The 21,379-nt window shown below is 69.5% G+C and carries 19 protein-coding genes; 4 read left to right on the forward strand and 15 right to left on the reverse strand.

Translation table 11 applies throughout. From position 1 onward, the window contains the following. Positions 1-8 precede the first annotated feature (8 nt). From rimK to ACUN0C_RS09010, 4 genes are all read right to left on the reverse strand, one after another. Positions 9-914 carry a 30S ribosomal protein S6--L-glutamate ligase gene (gene rimK, locus ACUN0C_RS08995; RefSeq protein WP_445466015.1) on the reverse strand — a complete coding sequence of 302 codons (906 nt, stop codon included), beginning with the start codon at positions 912-914 and terminating at the stop codon, positions 9-11. Positions 915-932: 18 nt separating this feature from the next. Beyond that, positions 933-1,481, reverse strand: coding sequence for an ATP-dependent zinc protease family protein (locus ACUN0C_RS09000; RefSeq protein WP_445466016.1), 549 nt, complete (start codon positions 1,479-1,481; stop codon positions 933-935). A gap of 182 nt (positions 1,482-1,663) precedes the next feature. Continuing rightward, positions 1,664-2,209, reverse strand: a complete 546-nt coding sequence (locus tag ACUN0C_RS09005; protein WP_445466017.1) for a DUF1097 domain-containing protein — start codon at positions 2,207-2,209, stop codon at positions 1,664-1,666. Between the two features lie 161 nt (positions 2,210-2,370). Next, entirely contained in the window at positions 2,371-3,249 is an 879-nt protein-coding gene (locus tag ACUN0C_RS09010; protein ID WP_445466018.1) for a lipid kinase, read from the reverse strand. A 226-nt stretch (positions 3,250-3,475) separates the two neighbouring features. On the opposite strand from ACUN0C_RS09010, the gene ACUN0C_RS09015 reads away from it, so the two are divergent. Further along, positions 3,476-4,519: a glycosyltransferase family protein gene (locus ACUN0C_RS09015; protein ID WP_445466019.1), complete on the forward strand. Its 1,044-nt coding sequence runs from the start codon at positions 3,476-3,478 to the stop codon at positions 4,517-4,519. Beyond that, positions 4,498-5,712 (forward strand): O-antigen ligase family protein, encoded by a 1,215-nt coding sequence (locus ACUN0C_RS09020; RefSeq protein WP_445466020.1) that lies wholly within the window; start codon positions 4,498-4,500, stop codon positions 5,710-5,712. Before ACUN0C_RS09015 ends, ACUN0C_RS09020 begins: the two co-directional genes overlap by 22 nt. On the opposite strand, the gene ACUN0C_RS09025 is transcribed toward ACUN0C_RS09020, so the two are convergent. The 3 genes from ACUN0C_RS09025 to ACUN0C_RS09035 all read right to left on the reverse strand — a co-directional run bounded on the left by ACUN0C_RS09025 (position 5,678) and on the right by ACUN0C_RS09035 (position 7,501). Further along, entirely contained in the window at positions 5,678-6,412 is a 735-nt protein-coding gene (locus ACUN0C_RS09025; protein ID WP_445466021.1) for an outer membrane protein, read from the reverse strand. The genes ACUN0C_RS09020 and ACUN0C_RS09025 overlap by 35 nt on opposite strands. A 139-nt stretch (positions 6,413-6,551) precedes the next feature. After that, the gene (locus tag ACUN0C_RS09030) at positions 6,552-6,857 is read right to left on the reverse strand and encodes an AzlD family protein (protein WP_445466022.1); all 306 of its coding nucleotides are present in this window, start codon (positions 6,855-6,857) and stop codon (positions 6,552-6,554) included. Next, positions 6,854-7,501 (reverse strand): AzlC family ABC transporter permease, encoded by a 648-nt coding sequence (locus ACUN0C_RS09035; protein ID WP_445466023.1) that lies wholly within the window; start codon positions 7,499-7,501, stop codon positions 6,854-6,856. The genes ACUN0C_RS09030 and ACUN0C_RS09035 overlap by 4 nt, the downstream gene beginning before the upstream one ends. Here ACUN0C_RS09035 and ACUN0C_RS09040 point away from each other — a divergent pair. Together ACUN0C_RS09040 and ACUN0C_RS09045 are read left to right on the forward strand one after the other, a co-directional pair. Beyond that, positions 7,491-7,724 carry a hypothetical protein gene (locus ACUN0C_RS09040; protein ID WP_445466024.1) on the forward strand — a complete coding sequence of 78 codons (234 nt, stop codon included), beginning with the start codon at positions 7,491-7,493 and terminating at the stop codon, positions 7,722-7,724. The genes ACUN0C_RS09035 and ACUN0C_RS09040 overlap by 11 nt on opposite strands. A gap of 217 nt (positions 7,725-7,941) precedes the next feature. Further along, the gene (locus ACUN0C_RS09045) at positions 7,942-10,206 is read left to right on the forward strand and encodes a calcium-binding protein (protein WP_445466025.1); all 2,265 of its coding nucleotides are present in this window, start codon (positions 7,942-7,944) and stop codon (positions 10,204-10,206) included. A 39-nt stretch (positions 10,207-10,245) separates the two neighbouring features. Here ACUN0C_RS09045 and ligA read toward each other — a convergent pair whose 3' ends face one another. The 8 genes from ligA to ACUN0C_RS09085 form a co-directional block, all read right to left on the reverse strand. Further along, positions 10,246-12,381, reverse strand: a complete 2,136-nt coding sequence (gene ligA / locus ACUN0C_RS09050; protein WP_445466026.1) for an NAD-dependent DNA ligase LigA — start codon at positions 12,379-12,381, stop codon at positions 10,246-10,248. After that, a complete protein-coding gene (gene recN / locus ACUN0C_RS09055) occupies positions 12,378-14,051 on the reverse strand; it encodes a DNA repair protein RecN (protein WP_445466027.1) in 1,674 nt (557 codons plus the stop codon). The genes ligA and recN overlap by 4 nt, the downstream gene beginning before the upstream one ends. A gap of 15 nt (positions 14,052-14,066) precedes the next feature. Continuing rightward, positions 14,067-14,906, reverse strand: coding sequence for an outer membrane protein assembly factor BamD (locus ACUN0C_RS09060; protein WP_445466028.1), 840 nt, complete (start codon positions 14,904-14,906; stop codon positions 14,067-14,069). Positions 14,907-15,018: 112 nt separating this feature from the next. Beyond that, positions 15,019-15,969: a UDP-3-O-acyl-N-acetylglucosamine deacetylase gene (gene lpxC, locus ACUN0C_RS09065; RefSeq protein ID WP_445466029.1), complete on the reverse strand. Its 951-nt coding sequence runs from the start codon at positions 15,967-15,969 to the stop codon at positions 15,019-15,021. Positions 15,970-16,218: 249 nt separating this feature from the next. Then, the gene (ftsZ, locus tag ACUN0C_RS09070) at positions 16,219-17,958 is read right to left on the reverse strand and encodes a cell division protein FtsZ (RefSeq protein WP_445466030.1); all 1,740 of its coding nucleotides are present in this window, start codon (positions 17,956-17,958) and stop codon (positions 16,219-16,221) included. A gap of 62 nt (positions 17,959-18,020) precedes the next feature. Continuing rightward, entirely contained in the window at positions 18,021-19,352 is a 1,332-nt protein-coding gene (ftsA, locus tag ACUN0C_RS09075; RefSeq protein WP_445466031.1) for a cell division protein FtsA, read from the reverse strand. Further along, positions 19,349-20,266, reverse strand: coding sequence for a cell division protein FtsQ/DivIB (locus tag ACUN0C_RS09080; RefSeq protein ID WP_445466032.1), 918 nt, complete (start codon positions 20,264-20,266; stop codon positions 19,349-19,351). The genes ftsA and ACUN0C_RS09080 overlap by 4 nt, the downstream gene beginning before the upstream one ends. Continuing rightward, complete coding sequence (locus tag ACUN0C_RS09085) at positions 20,254-21,174, reverse strand: D-alanine--D-alanine ligase (protein ID WP_445466033.1); 921 nt, start codon at positions 21,172-21,174, stop codon at positions 20,254-20,256. The genes ACUN0C_RS09080 and ACUN0C_RS09085 overlap by 13 nt, the downstream gene beginning before the upstream one ends. Positions 21,175-21,379: the final 205 nt, after the last annotated feature.

The raw sequence follows: 21,379 nt of genomic DNA on the forward strand, positions 1-21,379 counted from the left end.
ACTCGGGGTCAGCCCCGGCCGCGCGTCCTGGTCTTGTTGGGTTCCGCGTGCCGCTCGAGGAAGGCGATCATCGTTCCGGCGACGTCGACGCCGGAGGCCCGCTCGATGCCCTCCAGCCCGGGCGAGGAGTTCACCTCCATCACGACCGGCCCGTGATTCGACCGCAGCATGTCGACGCCGCAGACGTTCAGCCCGAGCGTCTTCGCCGCCCGGATGGCGGTGGACCGCTCCTCCGGCGTCAGCTTCACCGGCTTCGCCTCGCCGCCCCGATGGAGGTTGGAACGGAATTCGTCGGCGGGGCCCTGCCGTTTCATCGCGGCGATCACCTTCCCGCCGATCACGAAGGCGCGAATGTCGGCGCCGCCGGCCTCGCGGATGAATTCCTGAACGAGGATGTTCACGTTCGCCCCGCGGAACGCCTCGATCACCGACTTCGCGGAACTCTCCGTTTCACCGAGCACGACCCCGATGCCCTGAGTGCCCTCTATCAGCTTGATGATGACGGGCGGCCCGCCGACGAGCTTCAGCACTTCGGCCGTCTGCTTCGGATCGTGCGCGAACGCCGTCACGGGCAGGCCGATGCCGGCGCGCGCCAGCAATTGCAGCGCGCGCAGCTTGTCGCGCGAGCGGCCGATCGCGACCGATTCGTTGAGCGGCCATACGCCCATCATCTCGAACTGCCGAAGAACCGCGAGGCCGTAATAGGTCACGGAAGCGCCGATCCGGGGAATGACGGCGTCGTAGCCCTCCAGCCTCTCGCCGTTGTAATGGAGATCCGGCCGGTGCGACGTGATGTTCATGTAGCAGCGCAGCGTGTTCACGACGTCGATGTCGTGGCCGCGGGCCTTCGCCGCCTCGCAGATCCGCTTGTGGGAATAGAGATCCGGATTGCGGGCGAGCATGCAGATCTTCAATCGGGCGTACTCCAGAATCTAGCCGGCGGTGGCTTTAGCCGATCGCCGCGCCCGTGTCGCGCGGCGACGGAAGTCCGGCCGGCCGCAAAGCCATGATCGTGCCGCATCGACGAGCGCGCGCCCTGCCAGCGCCTCGCGACCGATCAGCATCGGGAGATCCATCCGCTCGCGGTTGGTGAGGCTGAGCTCGATCGGCCACACCCGATCGGCCAGGCCGAGGTCGCACCGGATCACGTACCGGGTCTCGACCCCGCCATTGGAACTGCGCACCTGCCGGCGGTCCACGATCTTCGCCTCGTGCCAGGGCGTGTCCGCGCCCTCGCCTGTCACGTCGAAGCGAACATAGGGCGCGCCGTCCTTATCGAAAGGCTCGATGGAGCCGGCGTGAAGCGATGACGTCTTCGCGCCGGTGTCGATCTTCGCATGGATGAGGCCGATGCCGAGGCCGGGCAAGCTCGCCCATTCCCGCCAGCCGATGACGAGCGGCCCACCGGGCGGCTTGTCGGCGCTCCGGGAGAGGGCGCTTATGCGGGGATCACCCGCGAGGAAGATCTTCGGGCTCGTCATGCGCCGAACAGATCATGGCACGGCCATCGCTGCATGAGGCACACTCCTGATCCGGCGAGACTGGCAGGACATATCACCCGCTCGCCGGTGCCGGAACCCGCGCCGGAGCAATCCGCAGACGGTGGGCGGCGCGCGCCCACCGTCGATTCGGCGCGGATCTCTGTCAGGTCGGCGATCTGCGCTTACGGCCGGGCGGGTGCCGCTCCGGCCGACTTCGGGGAACCCACGAGGGCGCCGGCAACCTTTTCCGACGCGTAGCCGAAGAGCGCGCCCACCACCAGCGACAGCGCGATCGTGACGAGCGGGTTTGCGAGGCTTGCGGCAGTCAGCTCCGCGATCTTGCCTCCCGCCAGCGTGTAGGCTGCGACAGAGGCGAAGCCGTAGACCATCGCCGGAATGGTCGAGAAGATCGGCACATTGGCCAGGAGCACCATTGCGGCGACGCCGAGGCCGACGGCGATCCCCGCCCACAGCGGCAGGCCGAGCGCATCTGCCAGGCCGGTGCGGGTCACGACGAGCAGCGTGATCCAGGCCATGACGGCACCGGCCACCGTGCAGATGATGGTCGATTTCAGCGCAGGCTCCTTGCCGCCGGAATGGAAGAAGCAGCCCCAGGCGATGAACGCGGCCCAGATCTGCAGGGCCCCGGCGAGAGGGCCCAGAAAGAGCCAGGTCGCGACGGCGCCCAGCCCGCCGATGCTTATGGCGAGAGCGGTTATCAGTGGCATGACGTTTCCCCCTTCCCGAGCCGGCGGAACGTCCGACGCCGGCGCTGCCGGCTCCTGTCGTGGATTGGCCGGCGCCCGATGCGAGGGCCTCCCACATGAGAAACGTTACCAGAATACGGAAAAGCCGGCAATGCGCCGGCTATCCATTGATCCCGGCCGGATCACCTGCCGGGGGCGCGCGGCGCGCACACCTGGAGGGCGCCCGGGTGGATCGCGAACCGCGCCGGCGTCTGCGCGACGGTCTTGCCGTCCGCCCGCACCGGCATAGGCCGCCCGGTCGCGATCGTGACCGCCCGCCCGGAACGGACCTCGACGCCGTTCCAGCGGTCCTGGTGCCCGGTCAGGAAGGACGGCACCATGAGGAGGAGGCGGAGCCGGCTGCTCTGCTCGACCGAAAAGACGTGAAGCAGCCCGTCGTCGATGCGCGCCGCCTCGGACACGGTCCCCATCCCGCCGAAGAAGCGACCGTTCCCGACCGTGATCTGGACGGCCCTGACACTTGTCGCTTCGCCGTCGATGGTGACCTCCGCATCGAACGGCGCCATGCGCGCCACCGAGCCGAGCGCCGCCATCAGGTAGCCGAAGCGGCCGAACCGCCGTTTCAGCGCCTTCGAGCCGCTCGAATCCAGCGCCGCACCGATCCCGAGATGCGCCACGTTGAGGTAGAGTTCCCCGTTGACCTCGGCGACGTCGATCCCGCGCCGTCCGCCGTCGACGACGACCTCGGCGGCGGGTCCGAGGGCGAGCGGAATCCCGAGGTTCCGGGCGAGATCGTTCGCGCTCCCGGTCGGCAGCAGCCCGAACGGCAGCGCCGTTTCGATCAGCGCCCGGGCGGCGTGATGAATCGTCCCGTCGCCGCCCGCGAGCACGACGAGATCCACTTTGCCGTCATGGGCGCGGACCAGGCCGTCGACCTGACGGGACTTGGCGACCTGTTCCAGCGCGACGGCCCAGCCCGCACGCGCAAAGACCGCGAGCGCCGCATCGAGCGGCTCCCTTCCGTTCCGGCTTCCCTGGTTGACGGCGACGAGGACCCGCATCCGAACTCCGCAGCCACAGGAATGCTGATTGAGAGAAGCCGTTGCGCCACCGCAGATGCAAGAGGTCAGCCGGCGCATCGGATCCGCGAAGGTCCGCCGAGCTGGCCGACGAGCCTTCACAGCTACCGCCATTTGCCGTAAGCCGGGCTGTGAACGGGGGCGGCTGCAATGGCATCCCCGGCGCTCCATCGCACCACCCGGCAGTCCCGGTCTCGAACGCGGAATCATGCGGATCATCCACGTTTCCAACTTCGAGACGAAGAACGACCTCGCCTTCGCCTACCATACGGCGCGGAAGCTGAGCTTCGGCCTCGTCCGGCTCGGATACGCCGTGTTCGACTTCAGCGACCGCGACATCGCGCGGGCCGAAGGGATCCTGAAGCACCGCAAGTTTGGCGTGGGTCCGACCAACCGCAAGCTCGTCAACGCCTGCCGGAACATCCGTCCGCATCTCGTCCTGCTCGGCCATGCCGATGTGATCCGCCCCGACACCCTCGCTGAAATCCGGGCGATCCTGCCGGAGGTGCGGATCGCCCAGTGGAACCACGACGCGCTGTTCGTGCCGTCCAATTGCGTGAAGATCGGCCGGAAGCTCGACGTCGTCGACGCCACCTTCGTCACCACCGCAGGCGACGAGCTGCGGCAGTTCGCGCGACCCGGCAAGATTGCCGCCTACATGCCGAATCCGGTCGATTCCAGCATCGAGAGCGGCCGCGCCTTCGCCGAGCAGGCGCCGCGCTACGACCTCTTCTTCTCCAGCCGGAATCCCCACGCTCGCCGCATGTGGGACGGCGTCCCCACCGAGAACGAGGCGATCGCGCGCCAGCTGGAGGCCGCGCTTCCCGGCCGCCGGTTCGCCCTGCCCGGCCTTCCGGGGAACCCGCATCTCTACGGCATGGACTACATCGAAGCCCTCGGCGGCAGCCGCATCGGCCTCAATCTCAACATCCGCAACGACGGCTACCTCTACGCGTCCGACCGGATGGGCCACATGCTCGGCAACGGCGTGCTCACGACGATCGACCGAGGCAGCGGCTTCGACCGTATGTTCCGGGAGGACGAGGCGCTGTTCTATTCCTCTGCGGGAGAGCTCGTCGAGCGCATCCGCTACTTCCTCGAGCACGACCAGGAGTTGCGGGACACGGCCGAACGGGGCTGGCGTCGCGCGCACGCCATGTGCGACGGCGCGCGCGTCGCCAAGTATCTCGTGGAGCAGACCATGCGGGTCCCGCTGTCGGAAGCGTACGAGTGGCCGACCGAGACCTATTGAGGGAACGCGGCACGCCGCTGCCGGAGGTCGAAGCGGCCGCCCGGCGCCTCGGCTGGATGGTCGCGGTAGCCGCCGGCGTGACCCTTTCGGCGCCGCTCTTCCTTTCCGGTCCGGCGCTCGGGGCGGTCGGCGCGCTCGGGCCCACCGTTCTGCTCGCCCTGATCGGCCTCCGGCGCATGTCGGTTCTGGCGATCCGATGGCCGGCCGCCGGACTGATCCTGGCCTACCTGCTCTGGTTGTGGGCAAGCCACTTCTGGTCGGATCCGCTCCGGCCGGGGGCAGTGCTGGAGCAGTTCGGGAAGGGCGTCAACATCGTCGCCTTCATCGCTGCCTATGCCCTCCTCCGGGCAGAGCGACCGGGCCTCGTGGCCCGGGCCGAGCGGGTATTCGCCGCCATCGCCGCAGCACTCGGCGCCGCCGCCATCGTGCGCTTCCTTCTCGTCCCCGACGACACGTTCCGGCTGCACGGCTTCGGCGCGGCATGGAACAGCGTCCTCGCCGGCATTTCGTTCGGTGCGGCCGTCGTCATCGTGGCGGCCCGCGCGATCGGCGAACGGACCGGCATCGCCACAACTCTCCTCTCCGCGGCGGCCTGCGCCGTCCTGATCGCCGCCGTCGTGCTCAGCGGAAGCCGCGGCCCGTTGGTCGGCCTCGCGCTGGCCCTGGCGATCATCATGCTCGGTTCGCTGCGTCGGGCACGGTTGCCGGCGCTCGCCGTCGCGGCCGCGGTCGGCGTGGGGATGCTCGCCTTCGTCGGGCTGGACGATCTCCCCGCAAGAGGCCTTTCCCACCGGCCGGAACTCTGGAAGCAGGCGCTCGCCTATGCCGAAAGCCATCCGCTCTTCGGCTACGGCGCCGGAACGCGCCTGTCGTTTTCGCTGCCGGGCGACCTCCAGCTGCACATGCCGCACAACGTCTTTCTCTCCGCGCTCCTTCAAGGCGGCGCGGTCGCGGCGGGGCTCCTCGCGGCGCTCTGTGCCGCCCTTCTGCTCGCGGCATGGCGGGCGCGATCCGGGCCGGACCGGATCGCACTGCCGCTGCTCGTGTTCGGACTCGTCTGCGGGATGGTGGACCGCAAGGTCGAACTGGCGAGCCTGTCGGTCGAGTACCTGACGCTCTGGTATTCGGCGGCCCTGCTCCTGGGCGCGGCCGCCGAGGCTAGAAGCCGGCGGATTGGCCGAAGCGGTAGTTGATGCCGACGCGGGCGGTGTGCGTCGTCGGCTCCACGCGGAGCGCGCCGCCGCCGGGCACCGCATAGGTCGCATCTCCGAGCCGCGTGTACCGGTACTCGGCCTTCAGCGAGACGGCGTCCGTCAGCTTGGTCTCGATGCCGCCGCCGGCCGTCCAGCCGTGGAAGCTCTCCGTGTCCCGTCCGGCGAAGCCGCCCGGGGTCGCGACGAAGCTCGCCTCGAGCTTCTCCCAGCTGTAGCCGCCGAGCGCATAGAGCAGCGTGGTCGGATTCACCGTGATGCCGGCGCGGGCCAGCAGATCGAAGCCCCATTGCGCGTCGAGATCGGCATCGACTCGGGTGCCGCCCATGACCGCGAACGCGCTGCTGCCGACGTTCGACCAGTAGATGTCGGCGAGCACGCCGACGACGAGATTGCCGCCGACCTGGGCGTCGTAGCCGATGGAGCCCTCGATCACGAAGCCCTCGCCGCCGACGCCGCTCACGCCCGCGACCGGCGCGCCGCCCACGGAATAGGTCGAGTCGTGATTGCCGACGCCGCCGCCGAGGCTGACGCCGAGGTAAGGTCCGGACCAGGTCGCCGGATAGGAGGCCGGACCGGCATCGTATCCGTAGCCGGCAACGTCGGCGGCGAAGGCGGGCGCCGAGCCGGCGACAAGAATGGAGGCAAAGGTGCAGAAGCGGGCGAGCGCGGAGGACGCCATGACAAAACTCCAGCGTTGCTCAAGGTGAACGACTCGTGCCCTGCCGAGGTTAAGAGACGGTAAAGCGCCGCGCTGCATGCCCTCCGACCACCTGGCGGCCCGGGCCTCCGGCCCGACCGTACGGCGCCCCATCTGTGGCTCAGATGCCGAGGTAGCGAAGCCCCGCCACGGCCGCGACCCCGACCGCCAGAGCAGCGTTCGCCGGCAGCTTCAACGCCGCAAGGACCGTGGCCAGCGCGGCGACCGTCTCGGCGGGGCCGGTGGAGAGTGCCATCGGCGCAACCAGCGCCGTCATCACGGCGGTCGGAACGGCGTCGAGCGCCGCCTCGACCCGCGGGTGGATGCGCTCGAACCGGGAGAGGACGAGATCGCCGGCGACGCGCGTGCCGTAGGTGACCACCCCGAGGAGAAGGATGAGCAGCGTGCTCTGCCATGGATCGCTCATGCCGCCCTCCGGGGCCGGTCTGCGAGGATTGCCGCGACCGCTATGCCGGCAAGCGCGCCCGCCCCCATGTGCCAGGGCGAGCCGACGAGCGCATGGACGGCGACGGCGGCGGCTGCGCTCGCGACGACTACCGGAACGGCGTTGCGCCGGTGCCGGAACCCGACCAGGAGCGCCGTGAAATAGGCGGTGAGGACGAAGTCGAGGCCGACGGCATGAGGGTCCTCGATGAGCGACCCGAACAGCGCACCGAGCGCGGTGGCCGCCTGCCAGCTCGCATAGAGGAGCAGGGCCATGCCGAAATAGTAGGCGGCTCCGAGCCGCGGCCCGGCCATTTCGGCGAGCGCGTAGAGCGGGTCCGTCAGGAACGCGAATGCGCCGAGCCGGCCGGCAAGCGGCCATTCCCGGAGCTTCCGGCCGAGCGCAGCGCTGTAGAGCACCATCCGGAAGTTCACCGCCAGCACCGAAAGGATGATCGTCCACACGGGCAGCGGGAACCGCCAGAGCTCGAGGGCGACGAACTGGGATGCGCCGGCATAGACGATCATGCTCATGAGCATGATCTCCTCGAACGGCATGCCGCGCTGGGCGGCGAGCGCGCCGAACACCATGCCGAACGGCGAGGCGGCGACGGCAATGGGCGCCATGGCGCGCATCCCGGCGCGGAAGGACAAGGCCTGGTGGGTCATGGATTTCAATCGTGGCGAGCCGCGGATCGGCTTGTTCGTCCGTGCATATACGCCGGGTCGGCGACCGCGTCCCGTTCACAAGAATGAAGGACCGATCAATGCGATTGAAGCTTGCCGCGCCGGTGGCGGCGAGTCCTCCGCCGAAATACTCAAGCAAGAAAAACTCGTGGTTCGTTCGTGAGTTGCGCGACATTTTGGAGCTGAGAAACATACGCCTACTTGTCGAGTAAAATTGTTTGTCCCGCCTATTGCTAAGAAACCCGGTTTCGTTCAATTCTCTGCAAGAATTCGCGAGCCAGGTCGACCGTGAGGTGCGTCGGGAATGAGCCCGGTCCGCCGCCGGAGAAGCGCGTGAATCGCGATTGCGGGATCAAGAAACAAACCGACGGGGGGAAAGCATGGCGATCGTAAGCGGCGGAGCCGGACGGGACTTCATCCACCGGTCAGGCGACGGCCGCGTGCCGCCGGCCGGGTATAACGACGTGTCCGGCGCGACGACCGGCGCCGACGTCATCGACGGCAAGGGCGGGGACGACATCCTGTTCGGAGACGCCGGCGACGACGTGATCCGCGGCGGAGCAGGCAACGACACGCTCGAAGGCGGTGCCGGCGACGATGTTCTCGCGGGTGGTTCCGGGGACGACGTGATCCGCGGCGGGGCGGGGCTCGACACTGCGAGCTACGCAGGATCGACGGCGGGCGTGACCGTGAGTCTGGCGACGACCGGCCCGCAGGACACCGGCGGCGCCGGCATCGACACGCTCGCCTCCATCGAGAACTTGGTCGGCTCCGCCTTCGGCGACACCCTCGCCGGCAACGGGCAGGCCAACGCGATCTGGGGCGGTGCCGGCGACGACACGATCCGCGGCGGCGGCGGCGACGACGCCCTCTACGGCGGTGCCGGCGACGACGTTCTCGCCGGTGGTTCCGGGGACGACCTGCTCCACGGCGGGACGGGGCTCGACACTGCGAGCTACGCCGGAGCGACGGCGGGCGTGACCGTAAGTCTGGCGACGACCGGCGCACAGGATACCGGCGGCGCCGGCATCGACACGCTCGCCTCCATCGAGAACCTGCTCGGCTCCGCCTTCGGCGACACCCTCACGGGCAACGGGCAGGCCAACGTGATCTGGGGCGCTGCCGGCGACGACACGATCCGCGGCGGCGGCGGCGACGATGCTCTCTACGGCGGTGCCGGCGACGACGTGCTCGCGGGTGGTGCCGGGAACGACCTGATCCACGGCGGGGCGGGGGTCGACACGGCGAGCTACGCCGGAACAATGGCGGGCGTGACCGTGACTCTGGCGACGACCGGCCCGCAGGACACCGGCAGCGCCGGCATCGACACGCTCGCCTCCATCGAGAACCTGGTCGGCTCCGCCTTCGGCGACACCCTCGCCGGCAATGGGCAGGCCAACGCGATCTGGGGCGCTGCCGGCGACGACGTGATCCGCGGCGGCGGCGGCGATGATGCCCTCTACGGTGGTGCCGGCGACGACGTGCTCGCGGGTGGCTCCGGGGACGACCTGATCCACGGCGGGGCGGGGGTGGACACGGCGAGCTACGCCGGATCGACGGCGGGCGTGACCGTGAGTCTGGCGAAGAACGGCGCACAGGACACCGGCGGCGCCGGCATCGACACGCTCGCCTCCATCGAGAACCTGGTCGGCTCCGCCTTCGGCGACAGGCTGACGGGAAACAGCCTGAGCAACAGCCTCCTCGGCGGCGCTGGCGACGATATCCTCGCCGGGCTGGCAGGCGACGATACGCTGAAGGGCGGCGCTGGGTCCGACACGGCGGATTATCGCGCCTCGCCCGCGGCGGTCACAGTCAATCTCGCATCGGGAATCGCCCTGGACGGCTTCGGCGGCACCGACTCCCTCGTGAGCATCGAAAACGTTCTCGGCTCTGACTTCGACGACACCCTGATCGGAAACGGCCTCGAGAACATGCTCGTCGGCGGTCAAGGAGACGACACGCTGGACGGGCGCGGCGGAGACGACGTTCTCGTTGGCGGCACGGGCAACGACACGCTGATTGGCGGCGCCGGCGACGACATCCTCGAGGGCGGCACGGGCGACGACCACCTGTCCGGCGGGGACGGGAGCGATCTGCTCGTCGGCGGCGCGGGGCAGGATGTCCTCCGGGGCGACGCCGAAGGCGGAGCGCTGGCGGCCGACACCTTCGCCTTCGCGTTCGGCGACAGCGGTGTCACCTGGTCGTCCGCCGACGTGATCCTCGATTGGGACGCGGCGCTCGACTGGATCGACCTGCCGATCGCAGCGACGTTCTGGAACTATTACGAAAGCTGGACCTACACCGAGACTTACATCTACGGCTTCTGGACCTGGACGCCCGGCTGGTGGACGACAGGCTGGTGGTCGCCCTGGTGGGGCTGGACCGGAAGCTGGTGGCACCCGGGCTGGTCGTACTGGACCTCAGGCTATTGGTGGTACTATCCGAGTTGGGCCTTTTCCATCGAGGAGGCCGCCAATTTCGCCAACGACCATGTCTGGGGATTCGCCCATTTCTTCACCTGGAACTGGTGGACGAATACGGGCTACCTCGTGTCCGACCTCGACGGCGACGGCATCTTCGAGACCGGCCTCGTGATCGAGGGCGCGGGGTCGGACGCCGGCATGGACTTCTCGAACATCGTCTAGATCGAACCCGCTCCGGTGCCCGCGCCGGGGCGGGACCTTTCACGCCCCCACGAGGTGGAACCAGGCGTCCTCGTCGATGACTTCCACGCCGAGCTCGGCCGCCTTCTTCAGCTTCGACCCGGCGCCCGGGCCGGCCACGACGAGGTCGGTCTTCGCCGAGACGGATCCCGACACCCTCGCGCCGAAGCGCTCCGCCATCGCCTTCGCCTCGTCGCGGGTCATCCGTTCGAGCGAACCGGTGAAGACGACGGTCTTGCCGGCGACCGGGGAGCCGGTGGCCTGCTCTTCCATCGGCCGCGGCGAGACGAAGGAGAGGAGACGGTCGAGCTCTTCCTGATTGTGCGCCTCGCGAAAGAACTGGACGATCGCCTCGCCCACGACGGGGCCGATGCCGTCGATCCCGTCGAGTTCGGCCCAGGCCTGCTCGTCCTGCCGGCCGGCTGCCGAAGCCACCTCGCGAAAGCGGGCGAATGTGCCGAAATGGCGGGCGAGCAGGCGGGCGTTGGTCTCGCCGACATGGCGGATGCCGAGCGCCAGGATGAATCGGTTGAGGTCGATCTCGCGGCGCGCCGCGATGGCGCCGAGAAGATTGCGGATGCTGGTCGGACCATAGCCCTCCCTGCCCTTCAGGCGCGCCTCGTCGAGGCGGAAGATGTCCGACGGGTGGGCGATCAGCCCGTCGCGGTAGAACGCCTCGACCTGCTTCTCGCCGAGCCCTTCGATGTCGAGGGCGTCGCGGGCGACGAAATGGCGGAGGCGCTCGATCGCCTGCGCCGGGCAGACGAGCCCGCCGGTGCAGCGGCGGACGGAATCCTCGCGCCCCGTCTTGGCGTTGTGTTCCCGCACGGCGTCCGAGCCGCAGACGGGACAGGTCGTCGGGAAGACGTATGGCTCCGAATCAGCGGGGCGCTCGGCGAGGTTCACGTCGACGATCTGCGGGATCACGTCGCCGGCGCGCTGCACCACCACCGTGTCGCCGACCCGGATGTCCCTGCCCTCGCGGATCGGCTGGCCGTCATTGCCGATGCCTTTGATGTAGTCCTCGTTGTGGAGGCTGGCGTTGGAGACGACAACGCCGCCGACCGTCACCGGCGTCAGCTTGGCCACCGGCGTCAGCGCCCCGGTGCGCCCGACCTGGATCTCGATCGCCTCGAGCACGGTCGTCGCCCGCTCGGGGGCGAACTTGTGGGCGATCGCCCAGCGCGGCGCCCGCGACACGAAGCCGAGCCGACGCTGGAGCGCCAGGTCATCGACCTTGTAGACGACGCCGTCTATGTCGTAGCCAAGCCGGGCGCGGCGCTCCTCGACCATGTGGTAATGCGCGAGAGCCGCCTCGACCGTCTCGCAGCGGACCATCAGGTCATTGGTGGGAAAGCCCCATTCCCGGAACAGCGCGACCATCCCGGTCTGTGTCGCGCACGGCAGGTCGCCGCTCCACGCTCCCCAGGAATAGGCGAAGAAGCGCAGGGGCCGCGACGCCGTGATCTTCGGGTCGAGCTGGCGGAGCGAGCCGGCCGCCGCATTGCGCGGATTGGCGAAGACGCGGCCGCCGCCGGCCGCCGCCATGCGCTCGTTCAGCGCCCGGAAGTCCGCATGGCTCATGTAGACCTCGCCGCGGATCTCGACGACCTCCGGGGCCCCGGCGGGCAGGCTCTGCGGGATCTCCGCGATGGTGCGGATATTCGCGGTGACGTCCTCGCCTTCGGTGCCGTCGCCGCGCGTCGCCCCCACCACGAGCCGTCCCGCCTCGTAGCGCAACGATGCCGAGAGCCCGTCGATCTTCGGTTCGGCGGTGAGCGCGACGGCCGCCTCGGCCTTCAGGCCGAGGAAGCGCCGGATGCGGCCGACGAAATCGACCACGTCCTCGTCGGAGAAGGCGTTGTCGAGCGAGAGCATCGGCACCGCGTGGCGGATCTTGCCGAACTTCTGGCTCGGCTGTGCACCGACCCGACCGCTCGGCGAATCGGCGCGGACGAGCTCCGGAAAGCGGGCCTCGATGGCGGCGTTGCGCTGTCTGAGCCGGTCGTACTCGGCATCGGAGACGACCGGCGCATCCTCCTGGTAGTAGCGCCGGTCGTGCTCGGCGATCTCGGCGGCGAGCCGCTCGAGCTCGGCTTCCGCCTCGTCGGCGGGAAGCGCGTCGACCGGGACCGCCGCCTTGCGCCCCGCCGTCATGCGCTCTCCCCGGCCATGAGCCGCTGCGCGGCGGCGCGCGCTTCGTCCGAAATGGTCGCGCCGGCGAGCATGCGCGCGATCTCCTCGCGCCGCTTCGCACCGGCGACGGGTTCCACGCCGGTCGCGACGCGCTCGCCGCCCGCCAGCACGCTCTTGGAGATGACGAGGTGCGAGCCAGCGCGTGCCGCCACCTGTGGCGCATGGGTAACCGACAGGACCTGGACGCGCTCCGCCAGCCGCTCGAGCCGCCGGCCGATCGCCTCGGCGACTGCCCCGCCCACCCCGGTGTCGATCTCGTCGAACACGAGCGTCGGCGCGGAACCGCGGTCGGCGAGCGCGACCTTGAGCGCGAGCAGGAAGCGCGACAGCTCGCCGCCCGAGGCGACCTTCATGATCGGCCCGGCAGGCGTCCCTGGATTGGTCTGGACGAGGAACGACACGTCGTCGATGCCGGCCGGCCCGCCGCGCCCGGCATCCGAGGTCACCGAGACCATGAAGCGGGCGCGGTCGAGCCTGAGGGCCGGCAGTTCCGCCTCGACCGCCTCCGACAAAGCGTCCGCCGCGAGCCGGCGCTGCTCGGACAGGCGGTGCGCGGCGTTGCGGTAGAGCTCCGCCGCCATCGCCGCGAACCGGTCGAGGGCGGCCAGCCGCTCGTTCCCGTTGTCCACGGCGCGCAGGCGGTCCGCGAAATCGACCGCGAGCGCCGGCAGGTCGTCGGCCGGAACCTGGTGCTTGCGGGCCGCGGCGCGGATGGCGAAGAGCCGCTCCTCGACACGCTCCAGCTCGCCGGGATCGTGGTCGCAGGCGCGGATCGCCTCCTCCAGCCCGCGCCGCGCCTCCTCGATCTCGTCGAGCGCCCGGCCGAGCGCCGCCACGACGGACTCCACCATGCCCTCCGTGTCGGCGGCCTTCCGATCGAGCCGGCGAACCAGGCTGACGAGTTCGGGCACCGGCGAGGCATTGCCGGCGAGCACGCCAAAGGCATCGTTGAGGTCCCCCACCACCTTCTCGCTGCGCATCAGCGTCTGGCGGCGGTCGGCGAGCGCTGCCTCCTCCCCGACTTCCGGCGAAAGCTGCTCCAGCTCCGCGACGGCCGCCCGGAGATAGTCCGCCTCCCGCTCGGCCGCTGCGATCGCGGCCCGAAGCGCGTCGCGCTCCGCTTCCGCCGCCTTCAGCGCGCGATGGAGCCTCCCGACCTCGGCCACGTCCTCGTCCAGGCCGCCGAAGGCATCGAGCAGGCGGCGATGCTCGTCCGCGCCGATCAGCGCACGGTCGTCGTGCTGGCCGTGGATCTCCACGAGCAGCGCGCCGGCCGCCCTCAGCAGCGACACGCTCACCGGCTGGTCGTTGATGAAGGCGCGCGTCTTGCCGTCGGACGTCTGCATGCGGCGAAGGATGATCGCGTCGCCCGCCTCGATACCGTTCTCGGCAAGCATCCCGTAGGCGGGATGGCGGGGCTCCGGCGCGAAGACGGCGGTGACCTGGCCGCGCTCGGCCCCGGCCCTGACCAGCGCCGCGTCGCCGCGCGCCCCGAGCGCCAGGGCGAGCGCATCGAGCAGGATCGACTTGCCCGCCCCGGTCTCGCCGGTGAGCACGGTCAGCCCCGGATCGAAATCGATGCCGAGCCGATCGATCAGGACGATGTCGTTGATGCTGAGATTCGCCAGCATGGCCGGCGGAGACTATCAGGCTCCGGCGATCCCGCGGAAGGCGCGCGAGATCCAGGAGCCCTGATTTTCGCGCGGCTCCACGCCGCCCTTCTGAAGAAGCTGGTAGCTGTACTGGTACCACTGGCTGTCGGGGAAATTGTGCCCGAGCACCGCGGCCGAGGTCTGCGCCTCGGGCACGATGCCGAGCGCGAGATAGGCCTCCGTCAGCCGGTGCAGCGCCTCCTCGACGTGTCGCGTCGTCTGATAGGCGGTCACCACCGTCTTGAAGCGGTTGACCGCCGCCAGGTACTCCTTGCGCTCCAGGTAATAGCGCCCGATCTGCATGTCCTTGCCGGCGATCTGGTCGCGCGCGATCTGTACCTTCTGCCGGGCGTCGTCGGCGTATTCCGAGTTCGGGTACTTCTGGACCACCTCGCTCATGGCGAGGATGGCCTTCTCCGAAAGCTCCTGGTCGCGCGTGACGTCGGGGATCTGGCGGAAATAGGACTCGCCGACGATGTACTGCGCGTAAGCCGCGTCCTTGCTCGCCGGGAACAGCGTGACGTACCGCCTCCCGTCGTTGATCGCGTCCTGGTACTCGCCGCGCTTGAAGTTCAGGTAGGCCGACATGATCAGCGACCGCCGCGCATACTCCGAATAGGGATGCTGCTCGTTCACCGAAGCGAACTTCTTGCGCGCCTCGCTGACGTCGCCGGCATTCATCAGGGCGAGACCCTGATTGTAGGTGAGGTCGGCCGGTTCCGGCTCGATCAGGTCATCGGCGAACTTGTCGGTGCTGGAGCAGCCCGAAACAATTCCGGCGACGAGGAGTGCGCTCAGAAGGAGGGAGAAACGGCGGCAAGAATGCTCGGTCACGGTCTGTCCATCAGGTCTGCCCCGCAGGCGCACGGGCGTGCCCCTGTTAGCCGACTGTGCCGGCCTGTCCAAGCGGTTCCATGCAATGATGGCCGCGCTGTGGCCGCGAAGGTCAGGCCGCCTCTGGCGTGTAGGCGCCCGCGAGCCCGTGGAACGCCCGGCCGCGGTTCTCGGCCTGCTCTTCCCGGACCTGGGCGCCGACCACCGTCCACGCATCCGGATCGCCGAGAAGCGCCCCAACGGCCGCGGCGTTCATCCGGTGCCCGCCCCGATACGAGCGGTAGAGACCGAGGATGGGCATGCCCGCGAGGGCCAGATCGCCGATCGCGTCGAGCATCTTGTGCCGGACGAACTCGTCCCTGAACCGGAGCCCCTCCGGATTGACGATGCCATCCTCGCCGATCACGACGGAATTCTCGAGCGTGGACCCGAGGGCAAAACCGGCGGACCAAAGCCGCTCCACGTCACGCATGAAGCCGAAGGTGCGCGCCGGCGCGATCTGGGACCGGAATGTCGCCGGCGTGAGCGTCAGGGACAGGGCCTGCCGCCCGATCAGGGGCGTGTCGTATTCGATCACCGTCTCGAAACGCCGGCCGTCATCGGGCAGGAATTCGGCCCAGCCGCTGCCGATCTGGACCCGCACCGGCTTCAGGACGCGGATAAAGCGGCGCGGGACGCGCTGCGCCCTGAGCCCGACCTGCTCGATCGCATCCACGAAGGCGCGCGCGCTGCCGTCCATGACGGGCACTTCCGGCGCGTCGATCTCGACGACGACGTTGTCCACGCCGAGGGCGGAAAGCGCGGCCATCAAATGTTCGACCGTCGCCACGCTCGTCCCGTTCGGCGAGCCGAGCACGGTGGACAGTTCCGTTGCGCCGACCGAACTGCTCAGGGCGGGAATCTCGACCTCCCCGTCAGCGCCGTTCCGCACGAACACAACGCCCGTGTCGGCATCCGCCGGCAGCATGGACATGCGAACGGGCTCGCCGCTGTGCACGCCGATCCCGGCGATGTCTATCCTGGCGCGGAGCGTCTTCTGCATGGTGGCGCTGGTTGCACCCATTCCCGGTTAATCCCCGCTTTGCGGCTGCCGCTGCGGGGTGACCGCTGCGGCCTCGTTTCGCCGATTCGTTGCCGGGAAACTACAAGTCGAGAGCGGCCTCTGCCAATCAAGGTTTCTTACGCTTTGTTACCGACTAAGCTGTTGTAAAACCTAGTTTTTCATTGCTTCGCATACAGCCGGTCACAAACGATGCCGGCCCGCCTTGGCGGGCCGGTGGGATTGTCGTGCGAGCGATTCGGTCGAGCCGGATCAGCTCGACTGGCGGCGCAGGAAGGCCGGGATGTCGAGGTGATCGTCCTCGCGCCGGGGCTCCGGCTGGGCGACCCGCCCGCGCGGATCGAGATGGCCGGCGGCAGGCGCCGGATCGCCCATCCGGCGGGGCTGCGCCTGCTTGGCGAACTCCGACGGCGCGGTACGGGGAGCCGGCTGCGGAGCCGGCTGGGCCGCACGCGGGTCGATCTCCAGGCTCGGGCGCGCAGGCGCCGCCGGCTGGCCGTAATCGCCGTCGTCGTCACGCTTGGCGAGACCGTGCGTGATGCGGGCGAGCAGGCCGCGCGGCCGACGCTCTTCGTCGGCATGGACGGGCTGCGGACGCTGCGGACGCTGGGCGACCGCCGGGAAGTCCTCCACGCGCGGCATGCGCGGCTGAACCTCTTCGGGCCGCTCGGCGGCCGGCGGGATGAACGGCGCGGCGACGTGCTGGCTCGTTTCCGCGGCCATGCTCGCCTCGTGCTCCACTTCGGCGGCCCTGGCGCCGGCAAGCGACGGGTCGGGACGGAACGGCCCGATCCGCACGCCGGAATCCGCCTGGCGCTGCGGGACCGCGGCGCGAGCCGGCTGCGGGGCCGTGGGAAGCGCCCGGAGATTGGCGGAGGCGAGTTCCTCCTCCAGGCTGTCGAGCGCGTAGCCGGTGGCGGCCTCGCGCGGCTGGGCCGCCGCAGCCGGCTGCGCGACGGAGCGAAGCCGCCGCTGCAGTTCGGCGATGCCGGCTTCCGCCGGGGGCTGCTGCTGCTGTGCGCGCTGCGCCTGGTCGATGCCGGTGGCGACGACCGAAACCCGGATCATGCCCTCGAGGCTCTCGTCGAAGGTCGCACCGAAGATGATGTTCGCATCGCCGTCGACTTCCTCGCGAACCCGGCTCGCCGCCTCGTCCACTTCGAAGAGAGTCATGTCGCGGCCGCCGGTGATGGAGATCAGCAGGCCCTGCGCGCCCTTCATGCAGACGTCGTCGAGGAGCGGATTGGAAATCGCCTTCTCGGCCGCCTCGACGGCGCGCTTGTCGCCCGAGGCCTGGCCGGTGCCCATCATGGCCTTGCCCATCTCCCGCATCACGGAGCGGACGTCCGCGAAGTCGAGGTTGATGAGGCCTTCCTTGACCATCAGGTCGGTGATGCAGGCGACGCCCGAATAGAGCACCTCGTCGGCCATCGCGAAGGCGTCGGCGAAGGTGGTCTTCTCGTTTGCGATGCGGAAGAGGTTCTGGTTCGGGATGACGATCAGCGTGTCGACGTGCTTCGTCAGTTCCTCGATACCGGCCTCGGCGAGGCGCATCCGGCGGTGGCCTTCGAACTGGAACGGCTTCGTCACCACGCCGACGGTCAGGATGCCCGCCTCCCGCGCGGCGCGGGCCACCACGGGCGCCGCGCCGGTGCCGGTGCCGCCGCCCATGCCGGCCGTGATGAACACCATGTGCGCGCCGGACAGGTGGTCGTTGATCTCGTCGATCGCCTCCTCGGCGGCCGCGCGGCCGATTTCCGGCTGCGAGCCGGCGCCGAGACCCTCGGTGACGGCGACGCCCATCTGGATCAGCCGCTCGGCCTTGGTCATGGCGAGCGCCTGGGCGTCGGTGTTGGCGACGACGAACTCGACACCCTCCAGCCCGGCCTCGATCATGTTGTTGACGGCATTGCAGCCGGCTCCGCCGACGCCGAACACCGTGATGTGCGGCTTCAATTCCTGCAGGTCGGGCATTCTCAGATTGATCGTCATCGCTTGGTCCTCTTCCGCCTGTTCACCAGCGGCTTGGCCGCCATCCCGTTTCCGGTGTTCCGTCAGAAACTGTCCCTCAGCCACCTGCCCATGCGGGCGAGGTAGCCGTCGGTACCTGTCATCGCCATCCAGTTCGGCTTGCGCGCGTCGAACTGTTCGATCTTCGCGACCTGGGGGTAGATCACCAGGCCCACCGCCGCCGCGAAGGCCGGCCCCTTGGCCGCGTCCGGCATCCCGGCAATGCCGAGCGGCCGCCCGAGCCGCACATTGCGGCCGAGGATGCGGCGCGCGGTTTCGGTCAGGCCGGTCAGCTGGCTGGCCCCGCCGGTCAGCACCACCCGCCGGCCGACCTGCTCCGCGAAACCCGAGCGCACGAGCATGTCCCGGGCCATCTCCAGCGTCTCCTCGATGCGCGGCCGCACGATCCGCGTCAGCGCCGAGCGCGGCACGGTGTTCGGATGGTCGCGCTCGTCTTCTCCGACCGGCGGGATCGTCAGGATGTCCTTGTCGTCGGAACTCGACGGAAGCGCCGATCCGAACTTTGCCTTCAGCCGCTCCGCGTCGGCGAGGCCGGTGGAAAGCCCGCGCGCGATGTCGAGCGTGATGTGGTTGCCGCCGATCGGCACTGCGTCGGCATAGACGAACTGGCCGGCATGGAAGACGCCGAGCGTGGTCGTGCCGCCGCCGAGGTCGAGGCAGGCCACGCCGAGTTCGGCTTCGTCGTCGACGAGCGTGGAGAGGCCGGATGCATAGGGCGTCGCGACGACCGTCTCGACCTCGAGGTGGCAGCGGTTCACCGCCAGCTCCAGGTTCCGCAGCGGGCTCTCGTCCGCGGTCACGACGTGCATGTCGATGCCGAGCGTCTCGGCGACCATTCCGGCCGGATCCGCGATCCCGTGCTGGCCTTCGAGCGAATAGCCGATCGGCACCGAGTGAACCACCATCCGGCCTTCGCTCACCGAGTGCGCGCCGCCGGCGGCGAGCACGCGCTGGATGTCGGATTGGGTGACGGTCGAACCGGGGACGGCGACGCTCGCGGAGAACGCCTCGCTCCTGATCCGGCCGCAGGAGAGATTCACGATGACGCTGCCGACGGTCATCTCGGCCATGCGCTCGGCCTGGTCGACGGCAATCCGCATCGCCGCCTCGGCCTCGTCGAGGTCGATGACGAAACCCGACTTGACGCCGCGGGAGCGGGTCGTGCCGAAGCCGAGCACCTCGATCGTGTGGGTGCGGTGCTTCAGCGCCTCGCCGTCGCGCGGCTTGAGGCGGGCGATCAGGCAGCTGATCTTCGTCGAGCCGACGTCGAGCACGCTGACGATCGCGGAGCGGCGGGCGCCGAGCGGCTTGATCCGGGAGACCCCGGCGACGGTGCGATGGTTGCCGCCGCTCATGTCCGCGCACCCGCGACCTTGCGGCCGCCCTTGGGGTCCTTCTTCTCGCCCGGCATCGGCTGGCCCTGGGGAAGGCGGACCGTCATCCGCTCGGGGACGCGGAGATCGATCTCCACGAGATCCCGGTCGAGCAGCCGGTGCGCCTCTTCCAGCGCGACGAGGCCTGCCAGGGCGGCGGCCGGGTCACGCTCCGGAAGCTTGAGCACCAGGCCGTGCTCCAGGTGCAGATCCCAGCGGCGGTTCGCGACCAGCACGGCCGCGCGCGTGCGCTCCGCGATCATCGGCTGGCTTTCCACGGCCGGCCAGAACGCCGCCACCTTGAGATTGGCGCCGGGGCCGACCACGAAAGGCAGCCGCGCGTAGCGCCGGTCGCGGAAGCGCATGATCGCGTCGCCCTCGCGGTCGACGATGTTGATCTCGCCCTCGTCCTGCCAGAGCGCATAGGGGATGCGCTCGACGAGATCGACGGCGACCCCATTCGGGTAGAGCTTGCGGACCGTGACCTGCGAGACCCAGGGCAGGCCGGCCAGGCGCTCGCGCGCCTCGCCCGCGTCGAACAGCGGCAGCGCGGTGCGGCGGAGATCGAGGGCCTCGAGGACGGCGCGCTCCGGCGTCTCGGTCGCGCCGGCGATCCGGATCTCCTCCACCCCGAAACCGGTGAGAAGCAGCGCCGCGTTGACGAGGGCGGGAACATGGCCGCCTGCCGTGACGCCGTAGGCGACGGTGAGGCCGAGGAAGGCGGCGGCCGCCTTCTGCCCGACCGGCCGCGTCCGCTGCGTCTCGATCTTCTCCATGATCCGGCGCAGGCGGCGCGGCATCAGGGCGGCAACCGGCGTGCCGAGACGGCCGAGCGCGGCGTCGAGCCGCGCGACCGCTGTACCGGCCCCTGTCGTCACCCCGCCTAACGCCGGCACGAAGCGTCCTCCACCATCCAGCTCACGAGTTCCGCGAAGCTCATCCCGGCATGCGCTGCGAGTTCCGGGACCAGCGACGTGCGCGTCATTCCGGGCTGCGTGTTGACCTCCAGCCAGATCACCTCGCCGCTTCCATTCTCGTCGTATCGGAAGTCGGATCGGGTCACGCCGCGGCAGCCAAGAGCTTGATGCGCTTCGAGGGAGAGCCTGCGGAGATTTTGGTAAACAAATGGTTTAAGCGGCGCCGGAACGATGTGCCTGGAGCCGCCTTCGGCGTACTTCGCATCGTAATCGTAGAAGCCGTGGCCGACCGGCACGATCTCCGTCACGCCGAGCGCCTCCCCGCCGATGACGGCGCAGGTGAGCTCGCGCCCCGGCACGTAGCGCTCGACCATGACCTCCTCGCCGTACGACCATTCGGCGCCGAGCACCGATTGCGGCGGATGCGCCTGCCCTTCCGGCACGATGATCACCCCGAACGAGGAGCCTTCGGCCACGGGCTTCACCACGTAGGGCGGCGGCAGGACGTGCGCGCGCGCGGCCTCCAGGCGCGATACGATCCGATGCTCCACGACGGGGATGCCGGCCGCCTGCGCCACCGATTTCGCCTTGTGCTTGTTCATGGCCAGCGCCGACGCCAGCACGCCCGAATGGGTGTACGGAATGGCGAGGATCTCGAGCACGCCCTGGATCGTGCCGTCCTCGCCGTAGGGTCCATGCAGCGCGTTGAAGGCCACGTCGGGCCGCAGGTCCGAGAGTACGCGCGCGATGTCGCGGGTTACGTCGACGCGGGTGACGCGGTACCCGGCCTGTTCGAGGCCGTCGGCGCATTCCTTGCCAGAGGCGAGGCTCACCGGCCGTTCGGAGGACCAGCCTCCCATCAGCACGGCGACGTGCTTCGCTGCCATCCATCGGACTCCCTGTTCCTGATTCGGACAATCTGGCGCGCGATGCGGTTAGAAATCGTTAACCAGGCCCCGCCGGCGCGATCGCACAGCGTTCCGCACGACCTCTGCGCACAGCCGAACGACCGGCTTCTTCGCTCGGCCGGCACCCCGCCGGGATCGGGAGAGCCCTGCATCCGCCGGACTGCTGGCGTTGGCCCGATTGGGC

It is taken from the genome of Faunimonas sp. B44 (assembly GCF_052655945.1).

Bases quoted from the DNA above. Each gene is read 5' to 3' on its own strand.
- ACUN0C_RS09000 (WP_445466016.1), bottom strand. From the start codon at position 1,481: ATGACGAGCCCGAAGATCTTCCTCGCGGGTGATCCCCGCATAAGCGCC.
- ACUN0C_RS09005 (WP_445466017.1), bottom strand. From the start codon at position 2,209: ATGCCACTGATAACCGCTCTCGCCATAAGCATCGGCGGGCTGGGCGCC.
- ACUN0C_RS09010 (WP_445466018.1), bottom strand. From the start codon at position 3,249: ATGCGGGTCCTCGTCGCCGTCAACCAGGGAAGCCGGAACGGAAGGGAG.
- ACUN0C_RS09015 (WP_445466019.1), top strand. From the start codon at position 3,476: ATGCGGATCATCCACGTTTCCAACTTCGAGACGAAGAACGACCTCGCC.
- ACUN0C_RS09025 (WP_445466021.1), bottom strand. From the start codon at position 6,412: ATGGCGTCCTCCGCGCTCGCCCGCTTCTGCACCTTTGCCTCCATTCTT.
- ACUN0C_RS09030 (WP_445466022.1), bottom strand. From the start codon at position 6,857: ATGAGCGATCCATGGCAGAGCACGCTGCTCATCCTTCTCCTCGGGGTG.
- ACUN0C_RS09040 (WP_445466024.1), top strand. From the start codon at position 7,491: ATGGGCGCCATGGCGCGCATCCCGGCGCGGAAGGACAAGGCCTGGTGG.
- ACUN0C_RS09035 (WP_445466023.1), bottom strand. From the start codon at position 7,501: ATGGCGCCCATTGCCGTCGCCGCCTCGCCGTTCGGCATGGTGTTCGGC.
- ACUN0C_RS09045 (WP_445466025.1), top strand. From the start codon at position 7,942: ATGGCGATCGTAAGCGGCGGAGCCGGACGGGACTTCATCCACCGGTCA.
- ligA (WP_445466026.1), bottom strand. From the start codon at position 12,381: ATGACGGCGGGGCGCAAGGCGGCGGTCCCGGTCGACGCGCTTCCCGCC.
- recN (WP_445466027.1), bottom strand. From the start codon at position 14,051: ATGCTGGCGAATCTCAGCATCAACGACATCGTCCTGATCGATCGGCTC.
- lpxC (WP_445466029.1), bottom strand. From the start codon at position 15,969: ATGGGTGCAACCAGCGCCACCATGCAGAAGACGCTCCGCGCCAGGATA.
- ftsZ (WP_445466030.1), bottom strand. From the start codon at position 17,958: ATGACGATCAATCTGAGAATGCCCGACCTGCAGGAATTGAAGCCGCAC.
- ftsA (WP_445466031.1), bottom strand. From the start codon at position 19,352: ATGAGCGGCGGCAACCATCGCACCGTCGCCGGGGTCTCCCGGATCAAG.
- ACUN0C_RS09085 (WP_445466033.1), bottom strand. From the start codon at position 21,174: ATGGCAGCGAAGCACGTCGCCGTGCTGATGGGAGGCTGGTCCTCCGAA.